The sequence below is a fragment of the Paenibacillus hunanensis genome (assembly GCF_034055775.1).
Lineage (GTDB): Bacteria > Bacillota > Bacilli > Paenibacillales > Paenibacillaceae > Saccharibacillus > Saccharibacillus hunanensis.
Genome location: NZ_CP139194.1, coordinates 5,639,165 through 5,661,905, shown reverse-complemented (window position 1 = coordinate 5,661,905; position 22,741 = coordinate 5,639,165). Strand labels below are relative to the sequence as shown.

17 protein-coding genes are annotated in these 22,741 nt (G+C 45.9%); 16 read left to right on the top strand and 1 reads right to left on the bottom strand.

Annotation, left to right across the window (positions count from 1 at the left end):
- Nucleotides 1-22: 22 nt before the first annotated feature.
- Complete coding sequence (locus SK066_RS22995) at nt 23-391, bottom strand: DUF2512 family protein (protein WP_320543180.1); 369 nt, start codon at nt 389-391, stop codon at nt 23-25.
- Nucleotides 392-940: 549 nt separating this feature from the next.
- Between SK066_RS22995 and SK066_RS22990 the strand changes: the two genes are divergently transcribed.
- From SK066_RS22990 to SK066_RS22915, 16 genes are all read left to right on the top strand, one after another.
- A complete protein-coding gene (locus tag SK066_RS22990; protein WP_320543179.1) occupies nt 941-2,227 on the top strand; it encodes an adenylosuccinate synthase in 1,287 nt (428 codons plus the stop codon).
- A gap of 663 nt (nt 2,228-2,890) precedes the next feature.
- Nucleotides 2,891-4,459 carry a peptidoglycan DD-metalloendopeptidase family protein gene (locus SK066_RS22985; RefSeq protein ID WP_320543178.1) on the top strand — a complete coding sequence of 523 codons (1,569 nt, stop codon included), beginning with the start codon at nt 2,891-2,893 and terminating at the stop codon, nt 4,457-4,459.
- Nucleotides 4,460-4,822: 363 nt separating this feature from the next.
- Nucleotides 4,823-5,557, top strand: coding sequence for a response regulator YycF (yycF, locus tag SK066_RS22980; protein WP_188778340.1), 735 nt, complete (start codon nt 4,823-4,825; stop codon nt 5,555-5,557).
- A gap of 13 nt (nt 5,558-5,570) precedes the next feature.
- Nucleotides 5,571-7,415, top strand: coding sequence for a cell wall metabolism sensor histidine kinase WalK (walK, locus tag SK066_RS22975; protein ID WP_320544952.1), 1,845 nt, complete (start codon nt 5,571-5,573; stop codon nt 7,413-7,415).
- Nucleotides 7,412-8,779, top strand: coding sequence for a YycH family regulatory protein (locus SK066_RS22970; protein WP_320543177.1), 1,368 nt, complete (start codon nt 7,412-7,414; stop codon nt 8,777-8,779). The genes walK and SK066_RS22970 overlap by 4 nt, the downstream gene beginning before the upstream one ends.
- Nucleotides 8,780-8,947: 168 nt before the next feature.
- Nucleotides 8,948-9,694 (top strand): two-component system regulatory protein YycI, encoded by a 747-nt coding sequence (gene yycI / locus SK066_RS22965; RefSeq protein ID WP_320543176.1) that lies wholly within the window; start codon nt 8,948-8,950, stop codon nt 9,692-9,694.
- A gap of 6 nt (nt 9,695-9,700) precedes the next feature.
- Complete coding sequence (locus SK066_RS22960) at nt 9,701-10,516, top strand: MBL fold metallo-hydrolase (RefSeq protein ID WP_188778346.1); 816 nt, start codon at nt 9,701-9,703, stop codon at nt 10,514-10,516.
- A 322-nt stretch (nt 10,517-10,838) separates the two neighbouring features.
- On the top strand, nt 10,839-12,110 hold the full coding sequence (locus tag SK066_RS22955; protein WP_320543175.1) for a trypsin-like peptidase domain-containing protein: 1,272 nt from the start codon (nt 10,839-10,841) through the stop codon (nt 12,108-12,110).
- Nucleotides 12,111-12,400: 290 nt separating this feature from the next.
- Nucleotides 12,401-12,568, top strand: coding sequence for a CxxH/CxxC protein (locus tag SK066_RS22950; RefSeq protein ID WP_188778351.1), 168 nt, complete (start codon nt 12,401-12,403; stop codon nt 12,566-12,568).
- Between the two features lie 524 nt (nt 12,569-13,092).
- Nucleotides 13,093-15,222, top strand: a complete 2,130-nt coding sequence (locus SK066_RS22945; RefSeq protein ID WP_320543174.1) for an acyltransferase family protein — start codon at nt 13,093-13,095, stop codon at nt 15,220-15,222.
- A 1,019-nt stretch (nt 15,223-16,241) separates the two neighbouring features.
- Nucleotides 16,242-16,721 carry a 23S rRNA (pseudouridine(1915)-N(3))-methyltransferase RlmH gene (gene rlmH, locus SK066_RS22940; RefSeq protein WP_188778355.1) on the top strand — a complete coding sequence of 160 codons (480 nt, stop codon included), beginning with the start codon at nt 16,242-16,244 and terminating at the stop codon, nt 16,719-16,721.
- 112 nt (nt 16,722-16,833) lie between these two features.
- Nucleotides 16,834-18,660: a GmrSD restriction endonuclease domain-containing protein gene (locus tag SK066_RS22935; RefSeq protein WP_320543173.1), complete on the top strand. Its 1,827-nt coding sequence runs from the start codon at nt 16,834-16,836 to the stop codon at nt 18,658-18,660.
- A 641-nt stretch (nt 18,661-19,301) separates the two neighbouring features.
- On the top strand, nt 19,302-19,826 hold the full coding sequence (locus SK066_RS22930; protein WP_320543172.1) for a hypothetical protein: 525 nt from the start codon (nt 19,302-19,304) through the stop codon (nt 19,824-19,826).
- A 539-nt stretch (nt 19,827-20,365) separates the two neighbouring features.
- Nucleotides 20,366-20,746: an Imm1 family immunity protein gene (locus SK066_RS22925; protein WP_320543171.1), complete on the top strand. Its 381-nt coding sequence runs from the start codon at nt 20,366-20,368 to the stop codon at nt 20,744-20,746.
- Between the two features lie 68 nt (nt 20,747-20,814).
- Nucleotides 20,815-21,534 (top strand): SDR family NAD(P)-dependent oxidoreductase, encoded by a 720-nt coding sequence (locus SK066_RS22920; RefSeq protein ID WP_320543170.1) that lies wholly within the window; start codon nt 20,815-20,817, stop codon nt 21,532-21,534.
- A 408-nt stretch (nt 21,535-21,942) separates the two neighbouring features.
- A complete protein-coding gene (locus SK066_RS22915) occupies nt 21,943-22,569 on the top strand; it encodes a DUF2306 domain-containing protein (RefSeq protein WP_320543169.1) in 627 nt (208 codons plus the stop codon).
- Nucleotides 22,570-22,741 lie beyond the last annotated feature (172 nt).

The following is a 22,741-nucleotide window of genomic DNA, read 5'->3' as shown; positions in this document are numbered from 1 at the left end:
CAATTATAGTCGGCTCGTTTAATCAAGCGCGTCCATTCATATCTGTACGGCTCATTCGACCTGGGATGCCATCACGCATTAGCCAGATATGAAAAATATATTCGGCTACACCAAGAAGGACAACTGGTACAAGCAGATCCATATACGACATCGTCCAGCCTGCCATTGCTGAAGCTGCCCACAGTACAACATAAGCAAGCACGGCATCCGCTAATGTAGCAACGATATTGCTAGTCGCTGGCAAAATGAGCATATCCCCGACAACATAGGCAATTACACCGAGCACGAGCGCTGCCAGGATGGAGCCCCATAGCCCTGCATTACTAAGCATCATGAGTGAAGCGACGACAATGATCGTATTAACTACAGTTTTGGCTGCAATCTTATCCATTCTCCATTCCTCCTTCCATTTGCTGGGTAATTATCTTGTATAAAAGGTATTGTTATCTATTAATAAACATCAGCGGACTTGTTAAACAAAAAAAGCTCATTTTTTTATGAAAATATGATCGATAGCGATACATCACCTTTCAAAATAAAGAGACTCTTTTCGAAAAGAAATCGAATTTACAAGATATAATGTTTTATTTCCGAACGATGATAATTTTATATCATGTTATCGTTCGCTTTTCATTTGACTTTAAAAAATTGTCCTGTTACACTGTAAATGCTGCGGTAAAGCGCAATAGTGCTTTTGGATGTCAATATCCTGTTAGATCGGAATGCGTTCTGATCCTTTACCGCAATGGGACGAGCTTCCGCCCGCGAAAACGGTTTGTATGCTTGCATTTGCCCGACCGTTCCTCGCAAGGAGGTTTCATGCTGTGCTTTTTCTGTCGCTGGTAAGTCGGCTGTGGCGTGTATGCCCGGCTTGTTGCCCTTATGCACAGAAAGCGACAGCGCAAATATACGGTGTACATACACCTACGGAGGAATGAATATGTCAACTGTAGTCGTTGTGGGAACACAATGGGGAGACGAAGGCAAAGGTAAAATTACCGACTATCTTTCGGAGAGTGCGGACGTTGTTGCACGTTATCAAGGCGGTAACAACGCTGGACATACGATTTTGATTAATGAGAAAAAATATAAATTGACGATGGTACCTTCCGGTATCTTCTATGAAGATAAAGCATGTGTAATCGGTAATGGTATGGTTATCAACCCAGCTGCACTGATCGACGAGATCAGCTATGTGCATGAAAATGGATTTTCCACGAAAAACCTGACGATCAGCGATCGTGCGCACGTCATTTTGCCGTACCATATGGTACTGGATCTGCTGGAAGAAGAGCGTAAAGGCCCGAACAAAATCGGTACAACTGGTAAAGGGATCGGCCCTTGTTATATGGATAAAGCGTCCCGCGTGGGTATCCGTATTGCTGATCTGATGGATGCAGAAGAATTCGAGCAAAAGCTGCGCCACCTCGTCAAAGAGAAAAATCAGGTGATCACGCAAGTATACGGCGGCGAGCCAGTCGATGTAGAGCAAATTCTGTCCGACTATCTCGGTTATGCTGAAAAGCTGCGCCCGTATGTACGCGATACATCCGTTGTCCTGAACGATGCGATCGATGAAGGCAAAAAAGTGCTGTTCGAGGGTGCACAGGGCGTTATGCTCGATATCGACCAGGGTACGTATCCGTTTGTTACATCCTCTAACCCGTCTGCTGGCGGCGTGTGCATCGGTTCCGGTGTAGGCCCGGCTCGCATTCAGCAGGTTATCGGTGTAGCGAAGGCATACACAACTCGTGTCGGTGATGGCCCATTCCCAACTGAGCTGCATGATGAAGTAGGGAATACGATTCGTGAAAAAGGTCATGAATACGGTACAGTAACCGGTCGTCCACGTCGTGTAGGCTGGTTCGATACGGTCGTTGTCCGTCATGCACGTCGCGTGAGTGGTATTACAGGCTTGTCCCTGAACTCGCTGGATGTACTAACAGGTCTGGAAACGGTAAAAATCTGCACAGGTTACAAATACAAAGGCGAATTCATCACCCACTATCCAGCAAGCTTGAAGCATCTGGCTGACTGTGAAGCAGTATATGAAGAAATGCCGGGCTGGAGCGAGGACATTACAGGCGTGAAGACGCTGGAAGAATTGCCTGAAACGACTCGCAATTATGTGAACCGTGTATCCGAGCTGACAGGTATTCCGATCGCGATTTTCTCGGTTGGTCGTAACCGTGAGCAGACGAATCAGGTAGCTCCGATCTACGTTTAATTTGCATCATTATAATATCGATTGAATTGGAGATATAGAGGGTACTGTTACAGTATTTTCCGGTTACTGTTCAGTTAGTGGGAATAGACCGACGATGATTCCCTTATCGAATCGCTGAATTCAATCGGATTGTTACGAAAAATACGGGCAATTGCCTGGTATTATCTTTATTTTTTAGAGGAAGGCATCCTTACGGGGATGCCTTTTTTGTATGTAGGACGCGGCTTGGTCGGCTCTTAGAGAAGATTCTGTTATATGAATTGTAAAGTTGAAACCAGGGCGAAGATTATGGTAAAGTAAACGGGGAGTCAAAAAGGTTAATTTTTTGACACTTTTATATGACAGATTTTAATAATTATGGCTGTATTGGATCGTACTATACATCACCGTACTACACATCGTACACGATGATCGTCTGCCTATTAGGCTGCTATGCCTATCCTCCTGGGAATTGCCGCGATAGCTTCTTCTCCTGTGAAATGTTCTCTGATGATCATTCCAGACTACGTAAGGACGAAGCTTCATATTATAGATGATAATGGCATACACCGCGATGATAGCGACATAACGAATCGCTCTATTTGCAGACGAATTGGGAATCTAATGGACATGAAACGGAATATACGTATCGAATTTTAGCATGGAAAGCAAAAGGAGACGGTCATGAAAAGGTTGAAAGGAAAAGAAGAAGCAGAGCTGACATCCGAGCATGCTTCAAAGGCTGAGCCGGGGAAACAGGCACAGTCACCTGCTGGGGAGCAGGATCCACAGGGAAGTAAATGGTATACGATCACGGTTGATCATCTTCGTCAGGGGAAAAACAAAGTACGCACGCGCCTTATGCTTGTAATTGGCAGTGTGGCTGTGGCAGGCGGACTTGTTTTGGCGGGAAATCATTATGTGACAGCGAATACCGTTCCGTATTATGTCGTTTCGGTTAAAGGTCAGGCAATTGGTAGTATTTTGAACAAATCGGAGCTGGAGCAGCTATTCCAGCAAAAGCGTGCTGCTTATCAGAAAAAGTATCCAGATGCCAATATGGTACTGAATACGAATGGCATCACAACCACCGAGGAAAAAGCGTTCAAAGCACAGATCGATTCGCAAAGTACACTCAAGCAATTAGATAAAATGCTGACTGCGTATGCCAAAGGTGTAGAGGTTACAGTAGGCGATACAAAGATCGGTGTCGTTAAAGATCAGGCAACGATCGATTCGGCACTGAAAATCGTCCAAAAAACGTACACTCAAAAAGCCGAAGCCGCAGCTGCTAATATGAATAAAAGCTCCGTTAAAAAGCTGGCGCAAAGCTATGCGTACAGCAAAAAGGTCAACAAGCTGGAATCGGTAAAGATCAACCAGAAGGTAGCTGCCAATCAGATCAAGGCGAATCCGCAAAAGCTGCTCAGCAGCAAGGAGCTTGCCAAGGTGATGCTAACCGGCGTAGAGGCTCCATTGAAATATACCGTGCGTGAAGGCGATACGATCAGCTCAATCGCGTCCAGCTATGGTATTTCGCAAAAGGAAATTTTCGAGCATAATCCGGGCATTAAAGAAACTTCGCTGCAAATCGGGGACGAGCTGACACTAACGGTGCCACAGCCACCGATCACTGTAACGACAGTGGAGGATTATTCCGAGCAGGTAGTGACCGAGCCAGACGTCGAGATTCGTAAGAGCGACAATATGCGTGCAGGCGAGAGTAAAGTGATCTCTGGCGGTTCGCAGGGTCTGAAACGGATCGACTATCGTGTCGTGAAGGAAAACGGTCAGGTGCTACGTGAGGAATGGGTAGGTCAGGAGGTCGTGAAGGAATCGTCGCCAAAAATCATCGTCAAGGGTACAAAGGTCGTTGTCGGTGAAGGTAGCGGTAACTTCATCTGGCCAGTCAGCGGTGCGACGGTAACAAGTCCATTTGGTCAGCGCTGGGGTCGTATGCACAAAGGGATCGATATGGTTGGCAGCTCGTCTGTAATGGCAGCCGATGATGGTGTCGTTACCTTTGCAGGTACGATGACAGGCTATGGTAATGCGATCATTATCGACCATCGCAATGGCTATCAGACGCTGTACGGTCATCTGAGCCAGATTGATGTGAGCAATGGTACAGTCGTGGAGAAGGGTCAGCATATCGGTGTGATGGGCAATACTGGGCACTCCTTCGGTACGCATCTGCACTTTGAGGTGCATAGTGGCGGAGCATTGCAAAATCCACTGTCTTATCTGCGTTAAGGCTAACGAGTATATATAGTCGTAGCGACTATTCATTTGTGTTCTTGCCTTACTGTATAGAATAACGTTTATTCATAATTATGTGCGGCAGCCCTAGCTTGCCGGAGTACTATAGCTTGAGCTGAAGATGATGGGAGAATCGTTCATTTTCAGAGCAGGCTATCGCTTCGCTCCGACAGTCAGGGCTGCTTTTGCTATTCGAATAGGTGGTTCTAATGTGTACATACAGAACGGTTATAGTCAGCGTTGTCCTGTCCTGTTATGATTGGCACGATATGCGATGTCTGTTGCTCGCTTATACAAGATTGAACCCCGGGAATATGATAGAATAAAAAAATCAAAGCCGTGATGAGGTGAAGCACCATGCAGGGGAAAATTCTGGTCGTTGACGATGAACAACCGATTGCAGATATTTTAAAATTCAATCTTGAAAAAGAAGGCTATGAGGTGATCTGTGCCTTTGATGGTATTAGTGCAGTGGAGCAGGCATTCGCAGAGGAGCCTGATCTGATGCTGCTGGATCTGATGCTGCCCGGCAAGGACGGTATGGACGTATGCCGTGAGGTGCGAACCCGGCTCGATATGCCGATCATTATGCTAACGGCAAAAGATGCCGAGATCGACAAAGTACTCGGTCTGGAGCTTGGTGCGGATGATTATGTGACCAAGCCGTTCAGTACGCGCGAGCTGCTAGCACGTGTGAAGGCACATATGCGTCGGCGTCAGAAGCAAGCGCCTGTTACCGCTACGGTAACGGTACCTGAGGTGGATGAACCGAAAAATGGACTGGCGCTGTTCGGTCTGTTTATCGATACAGATATGTATATGGTGTACAAGGATGGGGAGCCGCTTGATCTGACCCATCGTGAATATGAGCTGGTGTATTATATGGCGAAAAATGCAGGTCGTGTGATGACCCGTGAGCATTTGCTGCAAGCGGTCTGGGGATTTGAATATTTTGGCGATGTGCGTACCGTTGATGTGACGATTCGCCGTCTGCGCGAGAAGATCGAGGATGATCCAAGTAAGCCGGAATATATTTTGACTCGGCGTGGACTCGGCTATATGATGCGCAGTCCAAAAGTGGGAGGCATGTAAGGTGAAGCGCAAGCTGCGTCTGTTACCCGGCTTCAGCCGCACAATTCAGGCGCGGCTGATTATTATTTATGTATTGTTAATCTTAATCGCAATGCAGCTCATTGGTGTGTACTTTGTTAGTGCGATGAAGAACTCACTGACGAGTAATTTTACCCAGGATTTGCAGGAGCGTGCACAGCTATTGTCGGTGCTGGCTGCGGATAAATGGTCGGGCAGTGGAGAGAACGTTTCCAACTCGGTTAATGATCTGAAGCTGATGGTGGACAATCTGTACAATATGAGCGGTACGCAAATTCAGGAGATTCAGGTGCTCGATGTGAGCGGACGAATTCTAATCTCTTCACTCAAGACCGATTCGGGTAGTGAGGCGCGCAGGAATACCCAGACGGTTGTGAGCCGTGCCTTACAGGGCATTAGCGATAACGAGGAGTATATTATCGACGATACCGGTGAGCGCAAGCGTGTCGTCGCTGAGCCGATCATTAGTGGGAATCGTACGGTAGGTGCGGTATATATCGTCGCGTCGATGGCAGAGCTGTATGATACGATGAAGCGCATCAATGGTATTTTCTTATCCGGTATTCTGATCGCCTTAGGCATGACTGCGGTGCTGGGTGTGATTCTGGCGCATACGATTACCCAGCCGATCAAGGAAATGACCAAGCGAGCGAAGCAGGTTGCAGAAGGTGAATTCGATCATCATATGACTGTGTATAGTAATGATGAGATTGGACAGCTCAGCGAAGCATTTAACTATATGACAAGCCGATTGCGCGATGCGCTGGCTCAGAATGAGGAAGAGAAGGAGAAGCTTGCCTCTATTCTGAAAAATATGAGTGATGGTGTAATCGCCACCGATGAGCATGGCTGCATTATTCTAGTGAACCGTGTCGCTGCGGCGATGCTGGGTGATATGGAATCGCAGCTTTCCGGTAAAGAACTAAGCAGTCTGTTACCTCTATCGGAGCAAGATCAAGCGAAGCTGTACAATGGAACGCTGCGCCAGACGATTCTCAATCTAGGTTCAACAGAGGAAGGCAGCAGCTCGGTCGTGCGTGTGACGTTCAGTCCAGTGCATCGACGGAAGGAGATCAGTCATGCAGGTGTGATCGCGGTACTACAGGATGTGACCGAGCAGGAGAAGCTGGAGGCGGCACGGCGCGAATTCGTCGCCAATGTATCGCATGAGCTGCGTACACCGCTGACCACGATCAAGAGCTATACCGAGGCGCTGGAGGATGGCGCGCTGGATGAACGCGCGCTCGCTGAGCGATTTATCGGCGTTATCCGCAATGAGACGCAGCGTATGATCCGACTGGTGAGTGATCTGCTGCATCTGTCACGTCTGGATTCCAGTGAAGCGACCTTGCGTAAGCAGCGCACGGATGTGCTGGAGCTGCTGGAAGATACAGCCGACCGTTTCTATGTACAAATGAAGCAAAAGCAAATCGAATGTACAATTGATCTACAGCCTGGCGTAGGGAGTGTATGGATTGATCGCGATCAGATTGATCAGGTGCTGGATAATCTCGTATCGAATGCACTCAAATATACGATCGAAGGCGGCAGTATTACCCTCGGTGCTTACAGCGCTGTGGACGAGGATATGCTGGCTATTCGTATTCAGGATACCGGGATCGGGATTCCGAAGCAGGATCTGCATCGTATTTTTGAACGGTTTTATCGTGTAGACAAAGCACGCTCACGCAATATGGGTGGAACCGGACTTGGACTGTCTATTGCCCAGGAAATAGTGCTCGCTCATAACGGTACCATTGAGCTAGATTCAGAGCTGGATCTGGGCACAACGGTAACGGTATGGCTACCACTGCATGAGGAAGGAAGTGTGGACGCATGAAGGAGAAGATGAAATCCGGCTTGCTTGCTGCGCTCATTCTAGTTAGTCTTGTGCAGAGCTATTTCCTCATTTACCGCATGCCAGGGGCAGATTCTGTCGTCAACTCGGAGGCTGGCTATGTGCAGGCGGAGGATATCGGGCCGCGTTCGAGCATCGAAAGTTTAATCTTTCCCGATAAAATGATCGTGCATCTGGCTAATAGTCGGCATACGATCTTCTACCCGTCTTCTACGGAATATACGACCATTTATGATACGATTCGTAAAGCGAGCTTCGGGCAATTCCGTCGTCTATCGCTTCAAAGTATGGACTGGAATCAGATTCGTAACGATGAAGGGGTAGAGCTGATGTTTGGCAGTGGCATTCCGGTGAGTCTGCTGGAACGTAGCTTGAAGATTAACCCGGATTCCCTATTCGAGGGGGATGCAGTTAACCGCATCTGGCTCTATACCGCGCCGGATGATCGTACCGTACGAGCGTTCTTTTTCAGTGCGAGTGGTGATGTTGTGTATGAAGCTACGGATATGGATCTGCGAACAGAGGATATTAGCCGCAGTGCATTGCTTGGTGCGAATGGCGTCAGCTATCAATATACGTCAACCGGCTATTATCTGCCGCGTACAGCGATTACTGCACCGAACGTAACATTAACTCTGGATAGTCTGACCACCGAACAGATGCAGCGCAATCTGTTCTTCGATCCCGGTGCGACACGTAATATTAATGAAGAAAATGGGATCGAAATCTATACCGACAGTAAACGCAGCTTACAGGTGGACACCCGTCAGCGCTGGATGATCTATACCGATCCGACCGCGCCTACATCGGGCACGAACAATGTGAGTGATAATGTGCTGTCGGCAGTTGATTTTGTTAATCAGCATGGTGGATGGCCGGGCATGTATACGCTAAGTATGGGGACAAGCAGTAGTGATAAAAACGGCTTTGTGTTCCGTCAGTATTATCGCTCTTACCCGATCATGGAAACCGATGCATTCAAATTCGGCTATATGCGCCTTGGCGTAGAGCGTAATACCGTATCGACCTATGAGCGCTCCATGCTGTATCTGGCAGCGAATCCAACACAGACCGAGACGACATCCGCTGCATCGTCATCAGGAGCAGCTTCAGCGAACGGTGCAGCAGGGCAAGGCAATACCACGACCCAGCTACGACAGCTACCTGCTGGACAGCAGCTACTGCAAATGATCAAGACACAGATTCCGGTTGGCAAGCAGATTGTCGATCTATCGCCTGTGTATCGTCCATCACTTGGTAACGGCGTAGTCGTGCTGACTCCAGTCTGGATGGCGAAGTTACAGGATGGCAGCACACAATTTCTAACTGCAAGCGCATCGCAATAAATAGACGTAAGCAATAGATTAAGTATGAAAAGTAAAAAGAATAAGCATCTATACGCACAGGCAGACGCTGATAGGCTGGATACGCCAGCACATCAGCAATGCCTGTGCTTTAAAAAATCGATTCATTCCACAGCCGACGCAGGCTGATGGACAGGCAGGAGGAAGACGATGGATTGGGGACGAGCCAAAAGTGTACTGATCAGTGCTTTTTTATTACTCAATATCGTATTGGGCTACCAGCTCTGGATGGATGTCCGTGATCAGGCGCAGTCTAATCTGGATATCGCCTCGCTCAGTGAAAGTGCACAGCGTGCGCTGGAGAATAAGCGAATTCAGGTCACGGCTCAGATTCCACGCGAGACGCCGATGCTGGCACCGATCCCATATCAGCATATGACATCCTCTGGCAATCAGCCTGTTCCGCTTCAGCGTCCGGTGGATAGTCAGCTTATTTTTAATGAGGATGAGCTTGCTGTACAGCTTGCATCACAGATTCCGAATATAGGACAATATCAATATGATGCATTAATTGCCAAACAGAGCATTTTTGTTCTGCATCCGTTGATAAATAATGATTTACCCCTGTTTAATATGAATCTGGAGCTGTATTATAGTAATCAGAAGATTATTTCTTACACCGCTCCACGCTTCACGCTGGAGCAGGATCGTGCGAGCAAGCCGAATCAGGAAATTTTATCGGCTTCCACTGCACTTGGAACTGTCATTGAAAACGATCTGCCTGAAGGCGCAGTCGTTAAAGATATTACGCTTGGTTATTATGGACAAACAATCGGCGACAACATTCAGCTTGCGGTGCCGGTATGGCGTATCGCACTGGAGAGCGGAGCCTTTTACTATGTACAGGGTATTACCGGGGAGGTTACGACAACCCCAGCGGCAGAAAATGAGGAGTAGACACGCATGATAGGCACTGGCATACAATTTACAGTATTATCGAGCGGTTCGACTGGCAATGCCACAATCGTTCGCAACAAAGATGCAGCCCTGCTGATCGATGCAGGACTGAGTGCAAAACGGATCGATGAATTGATGAAGGAGCGCGATTTTACCGGTGATCAGCTCGAAGGTATTCTGATCACACATGAGCATTCCGATCATATTCGCGGTCTGGGTGCTGTTGCACGCAAATATAATTTGCCGATCTACGCCAACGAGAAAACATGGCTGGCGATGGAAAAGGCAGTAGGTAAGATTACACCCGAGCAAAAGCAGGTGATGCAGACGGGCGATTTTCTAAGCTTTGGCTCACTGCGTATTGAATCATTCGGAATCTCGCATGATGCGGCAGAGCCGGTCGGGTACTTTTTCCGAGACGGAGAGCAGAAGCTCAGTCTGGCTACCGATCTCGGCTATGTGAGCGATAAGGTAATGCAGAGCATTACCGATTCGGATGTGCTCGTGCTGGAAGCGAATCACGATATTGAAATGCTGCGTATGGGACGTTATCCGTGGAATACGAAGCGACGCATTTTGAGCGATATTGGTCACCTGTCTAATGATACGGCAGGCGAAGTACTGAGCGAGCTGCTCAGTAAAAAGCTGAAACGCACCTATCTAGCCCATTTGAGCCGTGATCACAATATGATGGAGCTGGCGAAAATGACGGTGCGCGATGCGATGGAAAGTCGGGGTTGCTTCTACAAGGAGCATGAATTCAAGCTATGTGACACATACTATGATCGCCCTACACCGTGGGATGCGATTGGCGAAGCTTGAACCGAAGCAGTGGATGGTATAAAGTGGAAAAGTGCCTTGTGCCGTATCTCCTGAAACAGGTATGGATACGAATACAGGTGCACAGATCTATTTTGGAGTGAATATAAAGGATGCCTATTGTAAATAGGCGAGCCTACTATAAATAGCAGGGCAGATCGGCTATTGTGCGATACATCGCCAGTATGCCTGTTGCACGTAAACGAACAATCAGCGTATATGCTGAACGAAGATCAGGAACAAGAATAAGGGCGACTTACCGTACCGTAAGAAAAAGTATGGTAATGGCATGACGTTTGAGGCATATAGCAGAGGAGCGATGAGCATGGCGCTATTTGATGACGAATTCTACTCCACCCGGGTATCACGGAGATCGAAACGCCACGCCATGTCGGGTGGACGAGACGCATCCTTTCGCTCTTTTCAAGAGCCAGCACGCCGTGGTCTGTCTACGGTGCGCGTGGTGGTAATTAGTGCTGTCACGAGTGCGGTAACGATCAGTGCGATTATGGGCGGGCTGTTTCTGTATCATGATCATTATTCCGGTGCAGCCACCGCGAGTAGCCTGCTACCGACTCAGCAAACGTCAGGTAATCCGTACGATAACATCGTGCAGGTTGCCCAGCAGGTACGGCCTGCTGTAGTGAGTATTGTGAATTATCAGGATGGCAAGGAGCCGGATATATCGAAGCTGGATGAATCCGCGCTCGGCTCAGGTGTAATTTTCCGCAAAGATGGTGGTACGGCATATATCGTCACGAACAATCATGTGATTTCCGGTGCGGATGAGGTCGATGCAGTGCTGAACGATGGCACGATGCTCAAGGCAAAGGTCGTCGGAGCGGACTTTATTAGCGATATTGCGGTGCTGTCTGTTGATGGTAAAGATATCGATCAAATCGCCGCCATCGGTAACTCCGATCAGCTTCGTCCCGGGGAGACCGTACTCGCTATTGGCAATCCACTCGGGTTTAATGGTACGATGACATCAGGCATTGTGAGCTATGATAACCGTCTGATTCCCGTATCGCTTAATCAGGATGGCAATTACGACTGGGAGCAAAATGTGATTCAGACCGATGCCGCGATTAATGAAGGCAATAGCGGCGGCGCACTGGTTAATATGCGCGGTCAGCTGATTGGTATCAATACGATGAAAATTTCCGATACCGGAGTAGAAGGCTTAGGCTTCGCGATTCCGATCAATGAAGTGATGCAAAACGTCCAGCAATTACTGGAGCATGGCAAGATTAGCCGTCCTTATCTGGGTGTGTACAGCATCGATCTGGATAACGAGTCAGCTTATCGCTCCTATGATGAAGACGATAATAGCGATGCACCACAGCTTCGTTTACCCGATGACGTGACCCAAGGCGCGGTTGTGCTGGAGGTTAGCGGCCCTGCCAAGGATGCCGGACTGAAAGTAAACGATGTGATCGTTCAGCTTGATGGTCAAAAAATCGGCTCGACACTGGAGCTTCGCAAATATTTATATGATAAAAAACAAATCGGCGATTCGATTAAAATAACGTATTACCGCGAGGGTAAAAAAGATACAGCTATCGCTACCTTGCAGGATGCGCCTGAGCGCAAGTAATACAGTACAGCTAGTTTGAAATTGAAATCGTAAACTATAGCGGTTTAAAATGAAGGCTGCGCGGGATAGCATATGCCGAATATGCTTTAACTGAACATATCATCGACTCTTCAGCAGGTAGGCTGGAGAATCATATACACCATAAAGAAAAGCAGGCACGATGGATTATTCATCTATTGTGCACGTAATCGAGCAAATGCAGCCCGATCAGGCGAGCATTTGCTAGCTGAAACGACGGAACAGTCAGCGTTATAACGCTATGGCTGCGGGAAAAGGGAGCATGAATATTAATGTATGTAGTATGCAAAGAACACGTAGAAGATGCACTTGAGGCATTTGTTGATGAATATGAGGATGCACCTGATGTGGTCGACCTGAAAGAAACGGAATTTTCCGATTGGGACCCACCTGCGAAGTGTGTCTATTGCGATCAGCACGGCGAATTTCTCGTTGTCTGATTTCCTGCCAGTCCGAAACGCTCATGAATCTAGCTATACGATACCGACTTCTGCCTGAACGCTTGTTCAGCTTGAGGTCGATTGAATACGAATGCGATACATTACACTCTATACTAGCTACACATTCTCAATAGCGCGTACAGATCATGACGCAATGCCAGGGCAGGGATCGGAATTTCCGAGTCCTTGTTTTCCTGTGCCTGCGAACGGAACCATAGTGCTGGACGCGCGAATATGGCAAATGACAAAGTATCATGCTAAATGACAAAATACGACGGTGCTGTAAACCTATTTTAACTGGTTTGAGACGATTCACTCTGCATACTTGGATATAATGGGACATGTCGGTTCCTGCAAGCGAGGCTATGCATGGAATGAGAGTGACCACTGGAAAGGATAAAAGAATATGAAAGACATCAAGGATCTGACGCTACGAACGGAACACTTGACGCTTGAGCAGGATAACTTTTGCAAGCTCGCCGTGGTCAACGGCTTGAATATACATAGAGGGCGGTGGACGGATTATGTCTAAGCCGCTCCAGCAGCATCGTTATATGCCGGGTCTGGATGGACTCCGCGCATTCGCGGTGCTGGCGGTTATTTTATACCATTTGAATACGGACTGGGCACCTGGTGGGTTGCTCGGCGTTGGCATATTTTTCGTATTATCCGGTTATCTGATCACAGACATACTGGCAGGTCAATGGGAACGCAATCATCGATTTGATATGGTCGACTTCTGGAAAAGGCGTGCACGTCGCTTGCTACCAGCGATGTACGCGATGATCGTGGTTGTGGCCCTGTGGTGTCTGATCGGGGATCATGGTCGTCTGGCTGCACTACAGGGAGATGTGCCAGCAGCACTCTTGTATATCAGTAACTGGTGGTTTATTTTCCACAAGGTATCGTATTTTGAAAGCTTCGGACCGGCTTCACCACTCGGTCATCTCTGGTCGCTGGCGGTGGAGGAGCAGTTCTACTTGATCTGGCCATTCGTGCTCATGCTCGGTCTGAAATTCTTGCCGAAGCGTGGTAATCTGGCAGGCTGGATTCTGAGTCTGTCGCTTATCTCTGCACTATTAATGGCAGTCTTATACGTACCGGGCTCTGACCCGAGCCGTGTCTATTACGGTACAGACACACGCATCTTCGCCCTGCTGATCGGCTCCGCGCTGGCGATCGTATGGCCTAGTGTGAAGCTAAAAGCAAATGTATCCGCTCCAGCACAAACGCTGCTGGACGGTGTAGGATTAGCTGCGTTACTCGTGCTGCTGTGGTCGATCTGGCACACGAACGAATATGAGCCATTCCTGTATCGTGGTGGACTGGTACTGGTCTCGGTTATCACGGCGATCCTCATCGCTGTCCTAGCGCATCCGGCAAGCCGTCTGGCGGTACTGGTAGGCTGTAAGCCACTGCGCTGGCTTGGTCAGCGCTCATACGGCTTGTACCTGTGGCACTTTCCCGTTATTACGCTGAGTACACCGCAGGTTGATACCGGCGAGCCATCGGTTATGCGTGCGGTATTGCAGGTGCTTGTCAGTCTGGCGCTTGCCGAGCTGTCATGGCGCTTCGTCGAGCAGCCGATTCGTCGCAAAGGCTTCCGCTATGCGTTCGGTCGTGTGGGTAGCTCGAATTGGCGCAGTCGTCGCGGCTGGATCATCGGTGGCTCGTCTGCTGCGGTATTTATCCTGTCGGCAGCCGTACTCGGTCATCTGCTGACCAAGGGTACAGCTTCGGAAACGGCAGAAGCAGAACAACAGCCACAATCGGTATTCATTACCGGCTCGTCCTCGACGTCACCAACCAATGTGTCGCATGCGACCAAGGATGGCAAAGAAGGCGATGCAGCAGGTGGTAAAAATGCTTCCGGATCAGGTGATACGAAGTCGGAAGATGGTAAAAAAGATGCGGATGGGAAAACATCCTCAGATAGTAAGGACACTGGTAAAAACAATGACGATGCGTCGGGTGCTACAGATACTGGAGACAAGAATGCTTCCAGCACAGACGGTAGCGATGCATCAGACGATTCCAAATCTGGTGACGATACGAATACTGGTAATGCAGATAATACAGACAGCACCGATTCCGGTTCGACCAGCGGTGATGGACAAAAGCTGGATTCCCCAGCCCCATCGTTACCAGCCGCTGCTACGAAGAAAAATCTGGAGGAGATCGTATCCGGTAACGGTGTAACTGCGATCGGTGACTCCGTTATGCTCGACGTGGCGCATTATCTGACTCAAACGATGCCAGGCATCACGATCGACGGACGTGTCGGTCGCCAGATGACCGAGGCACCGGACGTGATCCGTCAGCTTCGCCGCGGTGGTCATCTCGGCTCGACGGTCGTTCTGGAGCTCGGTACCAACGGTTCCTTTACCCGTGAACAGCTGGAGGATCTGCTGGACGAGCTGAGCAGTGCGCGTAAAATCATACTTGTCAATACCCGTGTACCGCGTGCCTGGGAAAGTCTGGTGAACGATACGATCAATGCAGTGGCAGCAGAGGACAATCGCATTACCGTAGTCGATTGGTACTCCGCAAGTAAGGGGCAGGATAGCTTCTTCGCAACCGATGGCGTGCACGTGAATCCAGCGGGTGCACGAGTGTACGCAACGCTCGTAGCAAAGGCAGTCAAAGGAAAATAATTTTACACATTATTCCAATAATGTATTAAATATTGAAACCGTAGTGCCGATAGTATTAAAGGAATGTATAGGAGTGGCAAGTGCTCCCTTTGCGCTAACCTGTTGGTGGTTGGTGTGGAGGGAGTTTTCAATTTGTGGGGGAGTGGTGGGGTTCCCTTTGGGTGATACTTCGGTTGGTTGGGAGCTGGAACACTTCGGGAAGGAATAAGGGGACGCACTTGGTGGAGCCGCGGGAATCTACGGATGAGGGATGGAATGTAGATTCCCGCCCCTCCAAAGGCGTGCTTTCCCCTTATTTCCTTCCCTGCGTTCCGAGCGTGTGCATCATTGAACAAGTGCTAAGTGCTAAAGTCTAAGTGGTACATGGAGTTTCTGTAGTGCCGAGAACCTCATCACTTTAGGGTGAGGGCGGCAGTGTACGCTGTTCCAGCGTATAGATTCAGATCTACATGCAATCTAGTGCATAGTGAACAAGTGAAAATAGCTTATGAGTAAAAGTGGCTTATAAGTGAAAGAAGCTTATGGACAAGGGATCATAATCAGATGGTGTTAGTAGTGAGTTGTTTAGCTTAATATATATATTTGTTGTATATGTTTACGTTAGATTTTGATTATTGCTTTATGCGATATTTTATAAGATTAGAAATTTAGGATGCGTTGATTGATGTTGTTATGCTGAATTTATATAGTACTTATATAGCATGCGGGGTGTTTTTAAATTAGGAGATTGGCTAAGTGAGTATGATGTCGGGTATTGGGTTGGTGTGTGAGTGTATATTTTATGCAGAGAAATTTTCTGTTACTTGCCAGGTTTTGATTGATGGATTAATTCTAGTAGGTGAACTATTAGCAATGGAGCCGGTTAGAAGATAATGAGCTAATCGGCTGGTGAGTGAAGTTCATGGATTGGTAGTGAGTGATATACTGGGTTGAAGTGAACATTGTTTTGGAGTGCGAATGGTCTGGTTGGAGACTGTTTTACATAGGAATGATGGAATGAGGAAAAGGGGTAGAGAGCGATGCATATTCAAATTATTGGCGTAGGCAAGTTGAAGGAGAAGTATCTAGTACAGGGGATTGCGGAGTACAGTAAGCGGCTGGCGCCATATATTAAGTTTCAGATTACGGAAGTGAACGATGAGAAGGCACCGGATACGCTGAGTGATGCGGAAGTGAAGATTGTGAAGGATAAAGAAGGTGAGCGGATTCTGGCGCAGATCAAGCCGGATGCACATGTGGTGGCGTTGACGCTGGATGGGAAGCTGTGGAGCTCGGAAGAGATGGCGGCGGAGATTGATCGGCTGGGGACGTATGGGAGTAGCCATGTGGTATTTGTGATCGGCGGGAGTCATGGGATTGGGGATGAGGTGCTGAAAAGAGCGCAGCAGCGACTTTGTTTTGGACGGATGACGTTGCCGCATCAGTTGATGCGATTGGTGCTGGTGGAGCAGGTGTATCGGGCGGTGAAGATTAATCGGGGGGAGCCGTATCATAAGTAAATAGACAGTTTAGAAGTATTTTTAAGTAGTTTCAAAATAAAGGATATTTAAAAGTAATAGCTAATTATTAATTGTGACTAGTCTACCCTGATATGCATAATTAAAGAGCTAGATGACTAAAAAAATAAAAATTCGAGACAACTTGGAGGTATATATGGCCACTCAACCCATTATTAATGGAAAAGTAGTTGAACGTTCATATGAGGATTATCGCAATAATTTCTATTTGGTTAATCGAAGATATCAAAGAAAACTTGTATGGGGTGTATCAGAAAAAAGAGCATTTATTGATTCTTTGGCCAACGGATATCCAGTACCTTTGTTCTTATTTTCAATAAATAGATATAAGGACTTGGTAAGAAACGAAATAATTGATGGAATGCAACGCTTAAATGCTATTTTCGCATTTATTGAAAACGAGTACGCTCTTGAAAATGGGTGTTATTTTGATCTTACAGCAACTGCAATAACAAAAGACTTGCTGGATAAAGGAGCTTTGGAACAAAAACAACCCATTCTAGACCGCTCAATATGTGTCAGGATCGTTAGTTATGAGTTACCATATTCGATTTATAATGAAAGTGATCCTAATGTTATTGATGAAGTATTTAGAAGAATTAATTCTAATGGCCAGCACTTATCTAGGCAAGAAATAAGACAAGCAGGAGCCACTAGTGAATTTGCTGAATTAGTAAGATTACTATCTACACAGATTCGCGGCGATGTTTCCCATGATGACATTCTATTGCTTTCTCATATGAAGGGTATAAGTATTAACCAAGATATGAACGGATCAGGAATAAATGCAGAGTCCGTATTTTGGGTGAAAGAAAATATAATAAATAAAGAAGACTTACGTCATTCAATGGATGAGGAACAAGTAGCAGACTTGTTAGCTGCAATGGTTCTAAACCCATTACCTCCATCAAATGTAAGTGTTTTGGATGAATACTATGGGTTTAGGAATGTTGACTCTGAGATAAGAGGTAAAAGATTAGAAGAAGCAATATTAGCAGTAAATCCAGAAAAACTTTCAGAACAATTTTTATATGTGCTTGATGAGATTAAAAGAGTTTTTCACAATCGTCCAAAAACAATAATTGGACATGTTGTTGGTCCAAGGATTTATAAGGGTCCAAGATACTTTCAAGTTTTATTTTTATCACTTTATGAGTTATTGGTGAAACAAGAAAAAAAAATAATAGACTACGATCGATTGTATAATCAACTTGACTCTGTTAGTAGTCGAACAATGAATATTGCTTCAGGTGGGGGCTGGTGGACCAGTAAGGAAAAAACTGAACTAGTGGCAGCGACGGTTGGCGTTCTTACCACTAGTTTTGTAAGTCGAACTGATGGTGATCCTATGTATTATTCGTATACTACCGAGGTTGAAACATTACTGAAGCAATCTAATACAGAAAATAGCCAATATGATTTTAAACAGGGTATTTATAACTTAGCTACAGGAGAACGGAATGATGATCTGCTAAAGAAAATATATAAGACCCTTACAGCTATGGCAAACGCAGGGAAAAATGCGGTGGGATATGTTCTTGTTGGTGTGGCCGATAATGTTGAAGATGCATTAAAAATATCTCAAAGATATAAAACTGATCAAATAAAAGTAGGTTCTTTTTATATAACTGGCGTTGATGGAGAAGTAAATGAGTTTAACAAAGGAAACTATGACGACTATTTTGCAATATTCAAAAATGCTGTTAATAGTATGCCTATGTCTGAGCACTATAAGAGACAAATTGGATCAAAAGTAAGAATGGTTAACTATTATTCCAAATCAATTATTATTATCAAAATAACCTGTGATAATGGCGCCGCGATTTTTGAAAGTGGATATTACACTAGATCAGGTGCAAGCAATGATCCAGTTCCTGTTTCGCCGGAAAGCATGCCTTCCTTCTTTGCTCGATTCACATAGATGGCATGAAAACACTAATATATCCCCCATTGATTCCAAACTTCCTCCCGACCTTAAATAGTATCGGGAGGTCTTTTCTTTATACAATTAATTCTATAGTATTCAAGTTAGTCAAAGATTATGTTGTGCGTAATAGAATTAGCCCTTAGCCGCGATGCAGAAACCATATTATAAGTAAGCATACATTCATATAAATTCTAAACAGTCTGATGAGGTAAAAGCTGGCAAGAATTTTATCACGTTATAGCAAAAAACTATCATCTCCAAAGGAGAACTTTATGAAAAACTTCATCACGGAGAGCCGTATCATAAGTAACTATCGTCGTCCATCACTTTTGGATGGTAACCTTCTCGACCAATCGCTCAAATACAAACTTTCCTACCAGAACGGAAGCTATGAGTGAGTTAAAGTCGATACTGGAAACAGGTACTTATAGAGAGTGATCAGAATTTCTGACCACTCTTTTTATATGAATGCTGCATAAGGGCTTCTAATCAAGAAGTCTCAGAGCCAAAGGTGCAGATACATTATTAGTTTGTATGGTAAACTAATATCAATATGTTTACATAGAGCATTGAGGCAAATCATAGCGGTATCGCGTTACAACCGGCTAGCTAATCTGAAAATGGAGGGATTCAAGATGAATCTATTAAACAAAAAAGTAATTGGTGGAACCGGTGTGGTCTTATCCATGCTGCTCCTATCCGCATGTGGATCCGAGGCGACTCCGGCTGCATCTGTAGACACGAGTGCGTTGCAGGACAAAATCACAGTGCTAGAGAAAAAGCTCAATGAACAGGATATCAAAAGTGATGAACAGGCACAGAAAATTGCTGCGTTGGAGAAAAAGATGGCAGCACTTGATACAGCTGGTGCTACTGCTGGACAAGGTGTGAACAGCCAGACATCGACTAGCACGGGCAATAATGGCTCTGCCGGAAAAGGGGACGGGGTGCTGATTACGTTTGCCCAGTATAAGAAGCTGGAGGTTGGCATGTCCGTAGAAGAGGTCATCAACATTCTAGGCGGCGAAGGTGAAGCGCTAAGTGAAACGGAGAATACGGTCGTGTACAGCTATAAAGGTGCAGCTGGCGATGGTTCCAATGCCGTGATTGCTTTTCAAGGTGGGAAGCTGCTCACGAAGGCACAGGCAGGATTGAAGTAACCATCCGATCTAACAAGTAGATGGATCTAAAGAGCAGATTACAGATACAGCAAAAGCATAAGGAACATGTAATGATAAAGCGACTTCAATGCATTCAGCGAGCCTTAGCGGGCTCGTTTTTTTGTATGAATTCGACATGTCGGAATTTCTTTTCGGCGGCAGGTGTGATAGAACGGAGAAGTGACGATCCTGTACAATATGCGGTTGTGAATCGGCTGAATAGGTTTATGGAAATCGTTACAATCCGTAGGGTTAGAGCTGAACTGCAATCTGACTGGATGCCTGGAGGCGTGGCTGATGATGGATCGGGAGTAGCGAGTGTTACCATATCGGATTTCCATTTTGATTACACAAAAAGAAAATTCAAGACAGCAGAATTGCAAATGAAAAGGGATCTGATTACCCTTATTAAGTAAGGTGAGAAAAATTGGACATGAGGCAAAACAAGAACGGCTCTCAGACAAAGTGTAGCTTGAGTGCCTCAAGAACTGTACAGGTGAGAACATCCTTTTTTATGTTACTGAAAGTAGGTCTTACAAATGTATGCCAATGATTTTAATGGAGAAATTGTAATAAATACAGAAGCGCAGGTAGTCGAGTTTATTCAAAATCGTCCAGCATATAATGCCAATCAGTTTATTTTTACCTTTGAAGAAAGTGGTGTCTCTCAATTATGTGCTTTTGTACGGGATGATTATTGTGTGTTGTATTTTTTAGATTCTGAACAACAGGGAACTTTTGCTTCTTGCGGTGATGACAGTATGAGGGGCGGAACGGTTACCTTTTACGAGAATATTTATGGCGCAGAAGTAGTGTTAGCAAGTGAAATGGTTATTACAGTTCAACAAATGACGAATGCGTGCACAGAATTTTTCAAGACGAAAACTCGTCCAACCTGTATTAGATGGATGGAATTGTAGTTTATACTTCAAGCGGTAAGTGTTTTGCTACGTTCTAGCAGAAAATTACCATTCCCAAAGGAGAACCTATGAAAAACTTCATCATATTCGGAGCAAGCAAAGGATTAGGCGAGGCATTTGTCCAAGGATTGCCAGAACAAGGGGATCAGGTTTGGGTCGTTTCTAGAACACGTCCTCGCATTTTAGATGTGGAAGATGGTATCCAGAAATATTGGATTGAGGCGGATCTAGCGAAGTCGGATGCTAGTCATCTGATTGCGAACGCATTACATAATGTTCGATTAGACGTATTGATCTACAATGTAGGGATCTGGGAGAGCAAAGGGTTCCGAGATGACTATGATTTTGAGCAGGATGATCCGGCTGAGATCGTCAATATCATTAATATTAATGTCACCTCTGCGATTACGTGCATTCAGAAGCTGTTACCGAATCTCAAACAGTCAGATAACGCTAAAATTTTCTTGATTGGTTCTACAGCAGGTTTGGAACATAATGATTTCACGCAGGTTTCATTTGCAGCTTCTAAGTTCGGTTTGCGTGGGATTGGAAATGCGCTCAGAGAGCATGTGAAGAAGTATGAGATTGGTGTGACCTGTATCAATCCGGGGGAAATTGCAACTCAGATTCCACTAGAAGATGGAGTGGAGAAAGTCTTGACTGAACACAAAGGCACACAGATTCCGCTTCAGGATATGGTTTCTCTAGTGAAATGTGTGATGAACCTTTCCAAAGCTTCCTGTGTAAAAGAAATTAATATGCCTGCCATGTTGGATGCTAATGCGTAGTGGAATGGATAGAGAACGGATAGTGCAATATACGCGAAATAAGAGAGATTCCTATCGACCACTCCTATAATAAGGAGTGGTTTTGGCTTTATGTATGATTGTATGGATTGTGGTCAAACTTTTATTTGCGCTTGTTCTCTCACTAGAGATGGCACAAGGTAACGTCAGAACTGGCAATAGTTGCAATGAAACCCATACATAAATAGATGTTCAATTTCCGCAGGCATACAGCCCAGCGGATTTTTCTTTTTTAAGCTTTAGCATCTACTTACAATCTATCGAATCAGGCAAACACTCCACCGGAAAAGGCAAAGACCATAGCATTCCTTCACGTATACTTAGGTTAAACATTCTACCGATCGAAGTGATCAATTATTTTTCTACAGTTAAAGGAGGAGGCTTATTACTATGGCAAATAAAACGCTTCGAGCACTCGTGATCATTTTTGCCTTTGCAATTGCTGGATACGCCATTATACAGTACGGCGTTCTTCAAGCGAGCAGTGCTGGACTTGTGTCTTTCAAATTAACAAAACCGAATTTTGAACTTCAACCATGGATCTATGTGCTATACGCCCATATTTTCACCGCAGTATTTGCCCTGGTTATAGGGCCATTTCAGCTATTTATAAAGCCAACCTCTGCCAGAAGACGCTGGCATCGCCGATTGGGATATGGATATGTTGCTTCGATTATGATTAGTGGGATCGTGAATGTGTATTTATCACTGTTTGCGACAGGCGGCTGGATTTCTAGCCTTGGGTTCATGTCGCTCGATGTATTGTGGGTTGCGACTACACTAATTGCGGTAAGAAAAATTATCGCCAAAGATGTCCAGGCGCATAGAGTATGGATACTTCGCAGTTATGCGCTTACGTTTTCAGCGGTCACGCTTCGCATCTTGTTAGCGCCGCTGGCTATTCTGCTTGGCGATTTTGAAGCGGCGTTTCGGATTGTCGCCTGGGCTTGTTGGATTCCGAATCTGCTTGTTATTGAAGCGGTTATTACTAGAATGAAGCTGCGACAACGATACTGATTCATAACTTCCAACTCAAAATGATCTGTAAAACTGCGTATCCATGGCGCAGTTTTATTTTATATATTAGGTTTTGCTATGAAGTAGAAGTATACTAATTTTAGAATTTTGTCCATATGATTACACATAGATCGATCACGTTAGAAAATTGCTGTGTCATATTTAACTTGGA

Coding starts and splice junctions, on each gene's coding strand:
- rlmH (WP_188778355.1), top strand. CDS start 16,242: ATGCATATTCAAATTATTGGCGTAGGCAAGTTGAAGGAGAAGTATCTA.
- SK066_RS22970 (WP_320543177.1), top strand. CDS start 7,412: ATGAAGGAGAAGATGAAATCCGGCTTGCTTGCTGCGCTCATTCTAGTT.
- SK066_RS22985 (WP_320543178.1), top strand. CDS start 2,891: ATGAAAAGGTTGAAAGGAAAAGAAGAAGCAGAGCTGACATCCGAGCAT.
- SK066_RS22955 (WP_320543175.1), top strand. CDS start 10,839: ATGGCGCTATTTGATGACGAATTCTACTCCACCCGGGTATCACGGAGA.
- SK066_RS22930 (WP_320543172.1), top strand. CDS start 19,302: ATGAATCTATTAAACAAAAAAGTAATTGGTGGAACCGGTGTGGTCTTA.
- SK066_RS22990 (WP_320543179.1), top strand. CDS start 941: ATGTCAACTGTAGTCGTTGTGGGAACACAATGGGGAGACGAAGGCAAA.
- yycI (WP_320543176.1), top strand. CDS start 8,948: ATGGATTGGGGACGAGCCAAAAGTGTACTGATCAGTGCTTTTTTATTA.
- SK066_RS22935 (WP_320543173.1), top strand. CDS start 16,834: ATGACTAAAAAAATAAAAATTCGAGACAACTTGGAGGTATATATGGCC.
- SK066_RS22945 (WP_320543174.1), top strand. CDS start 13,093: ATGTCTAAGCCGCTCCAGCAGCATCGTTATATGCCGGGTCTGGATGGA.
- SK066_RS22960 (WP_188778346.1), top strand. CDS start 9,701: ATGATAGGCACTGGCATACAATTTACAGTATTATCGAGCGGTTCGACT.
- SK066_RS22950 (WP_188778351.1), top strand. CDS start 12,401: ATGTATGTAGTATGCAAAGAACACGTAGAAGATGCACTTGAGGCATTT.
- SK066_RS22925 (WP_320543171.1), top strand. CDS start 20,366: ATGTATGCCAATGATTTTAATGGAGAAATTGTAATAAATACAGAAGCG.
- SK066_RS22915 (WP_320543169.1), top strand. CDS start 21,943: ATGGCAAATAAAACGCTTCGAGCACTCGTGATCATTTTTGCCTTTGCA.
- SK066_RS22920 (WP_320543170.1), top strand. CDS start 20,815: ATGAAAAACTTCATCATATTCGGAGCAAGCAAAGGATTAGGCGAGGCA.
- yycF (WP_188778340.1), top strand. CDS start 4,823: ATGCAGGGGAAAATTCTGGTCGTTGACGATGAACAACCGATTGCAGAT.
- SK066_RS22995 (WP_320543180.1), bottom strand. CDS start 391: ATGGATAAGATTGCAGCCAAAACTGTAGTTAATACGATCATTGTCGTC.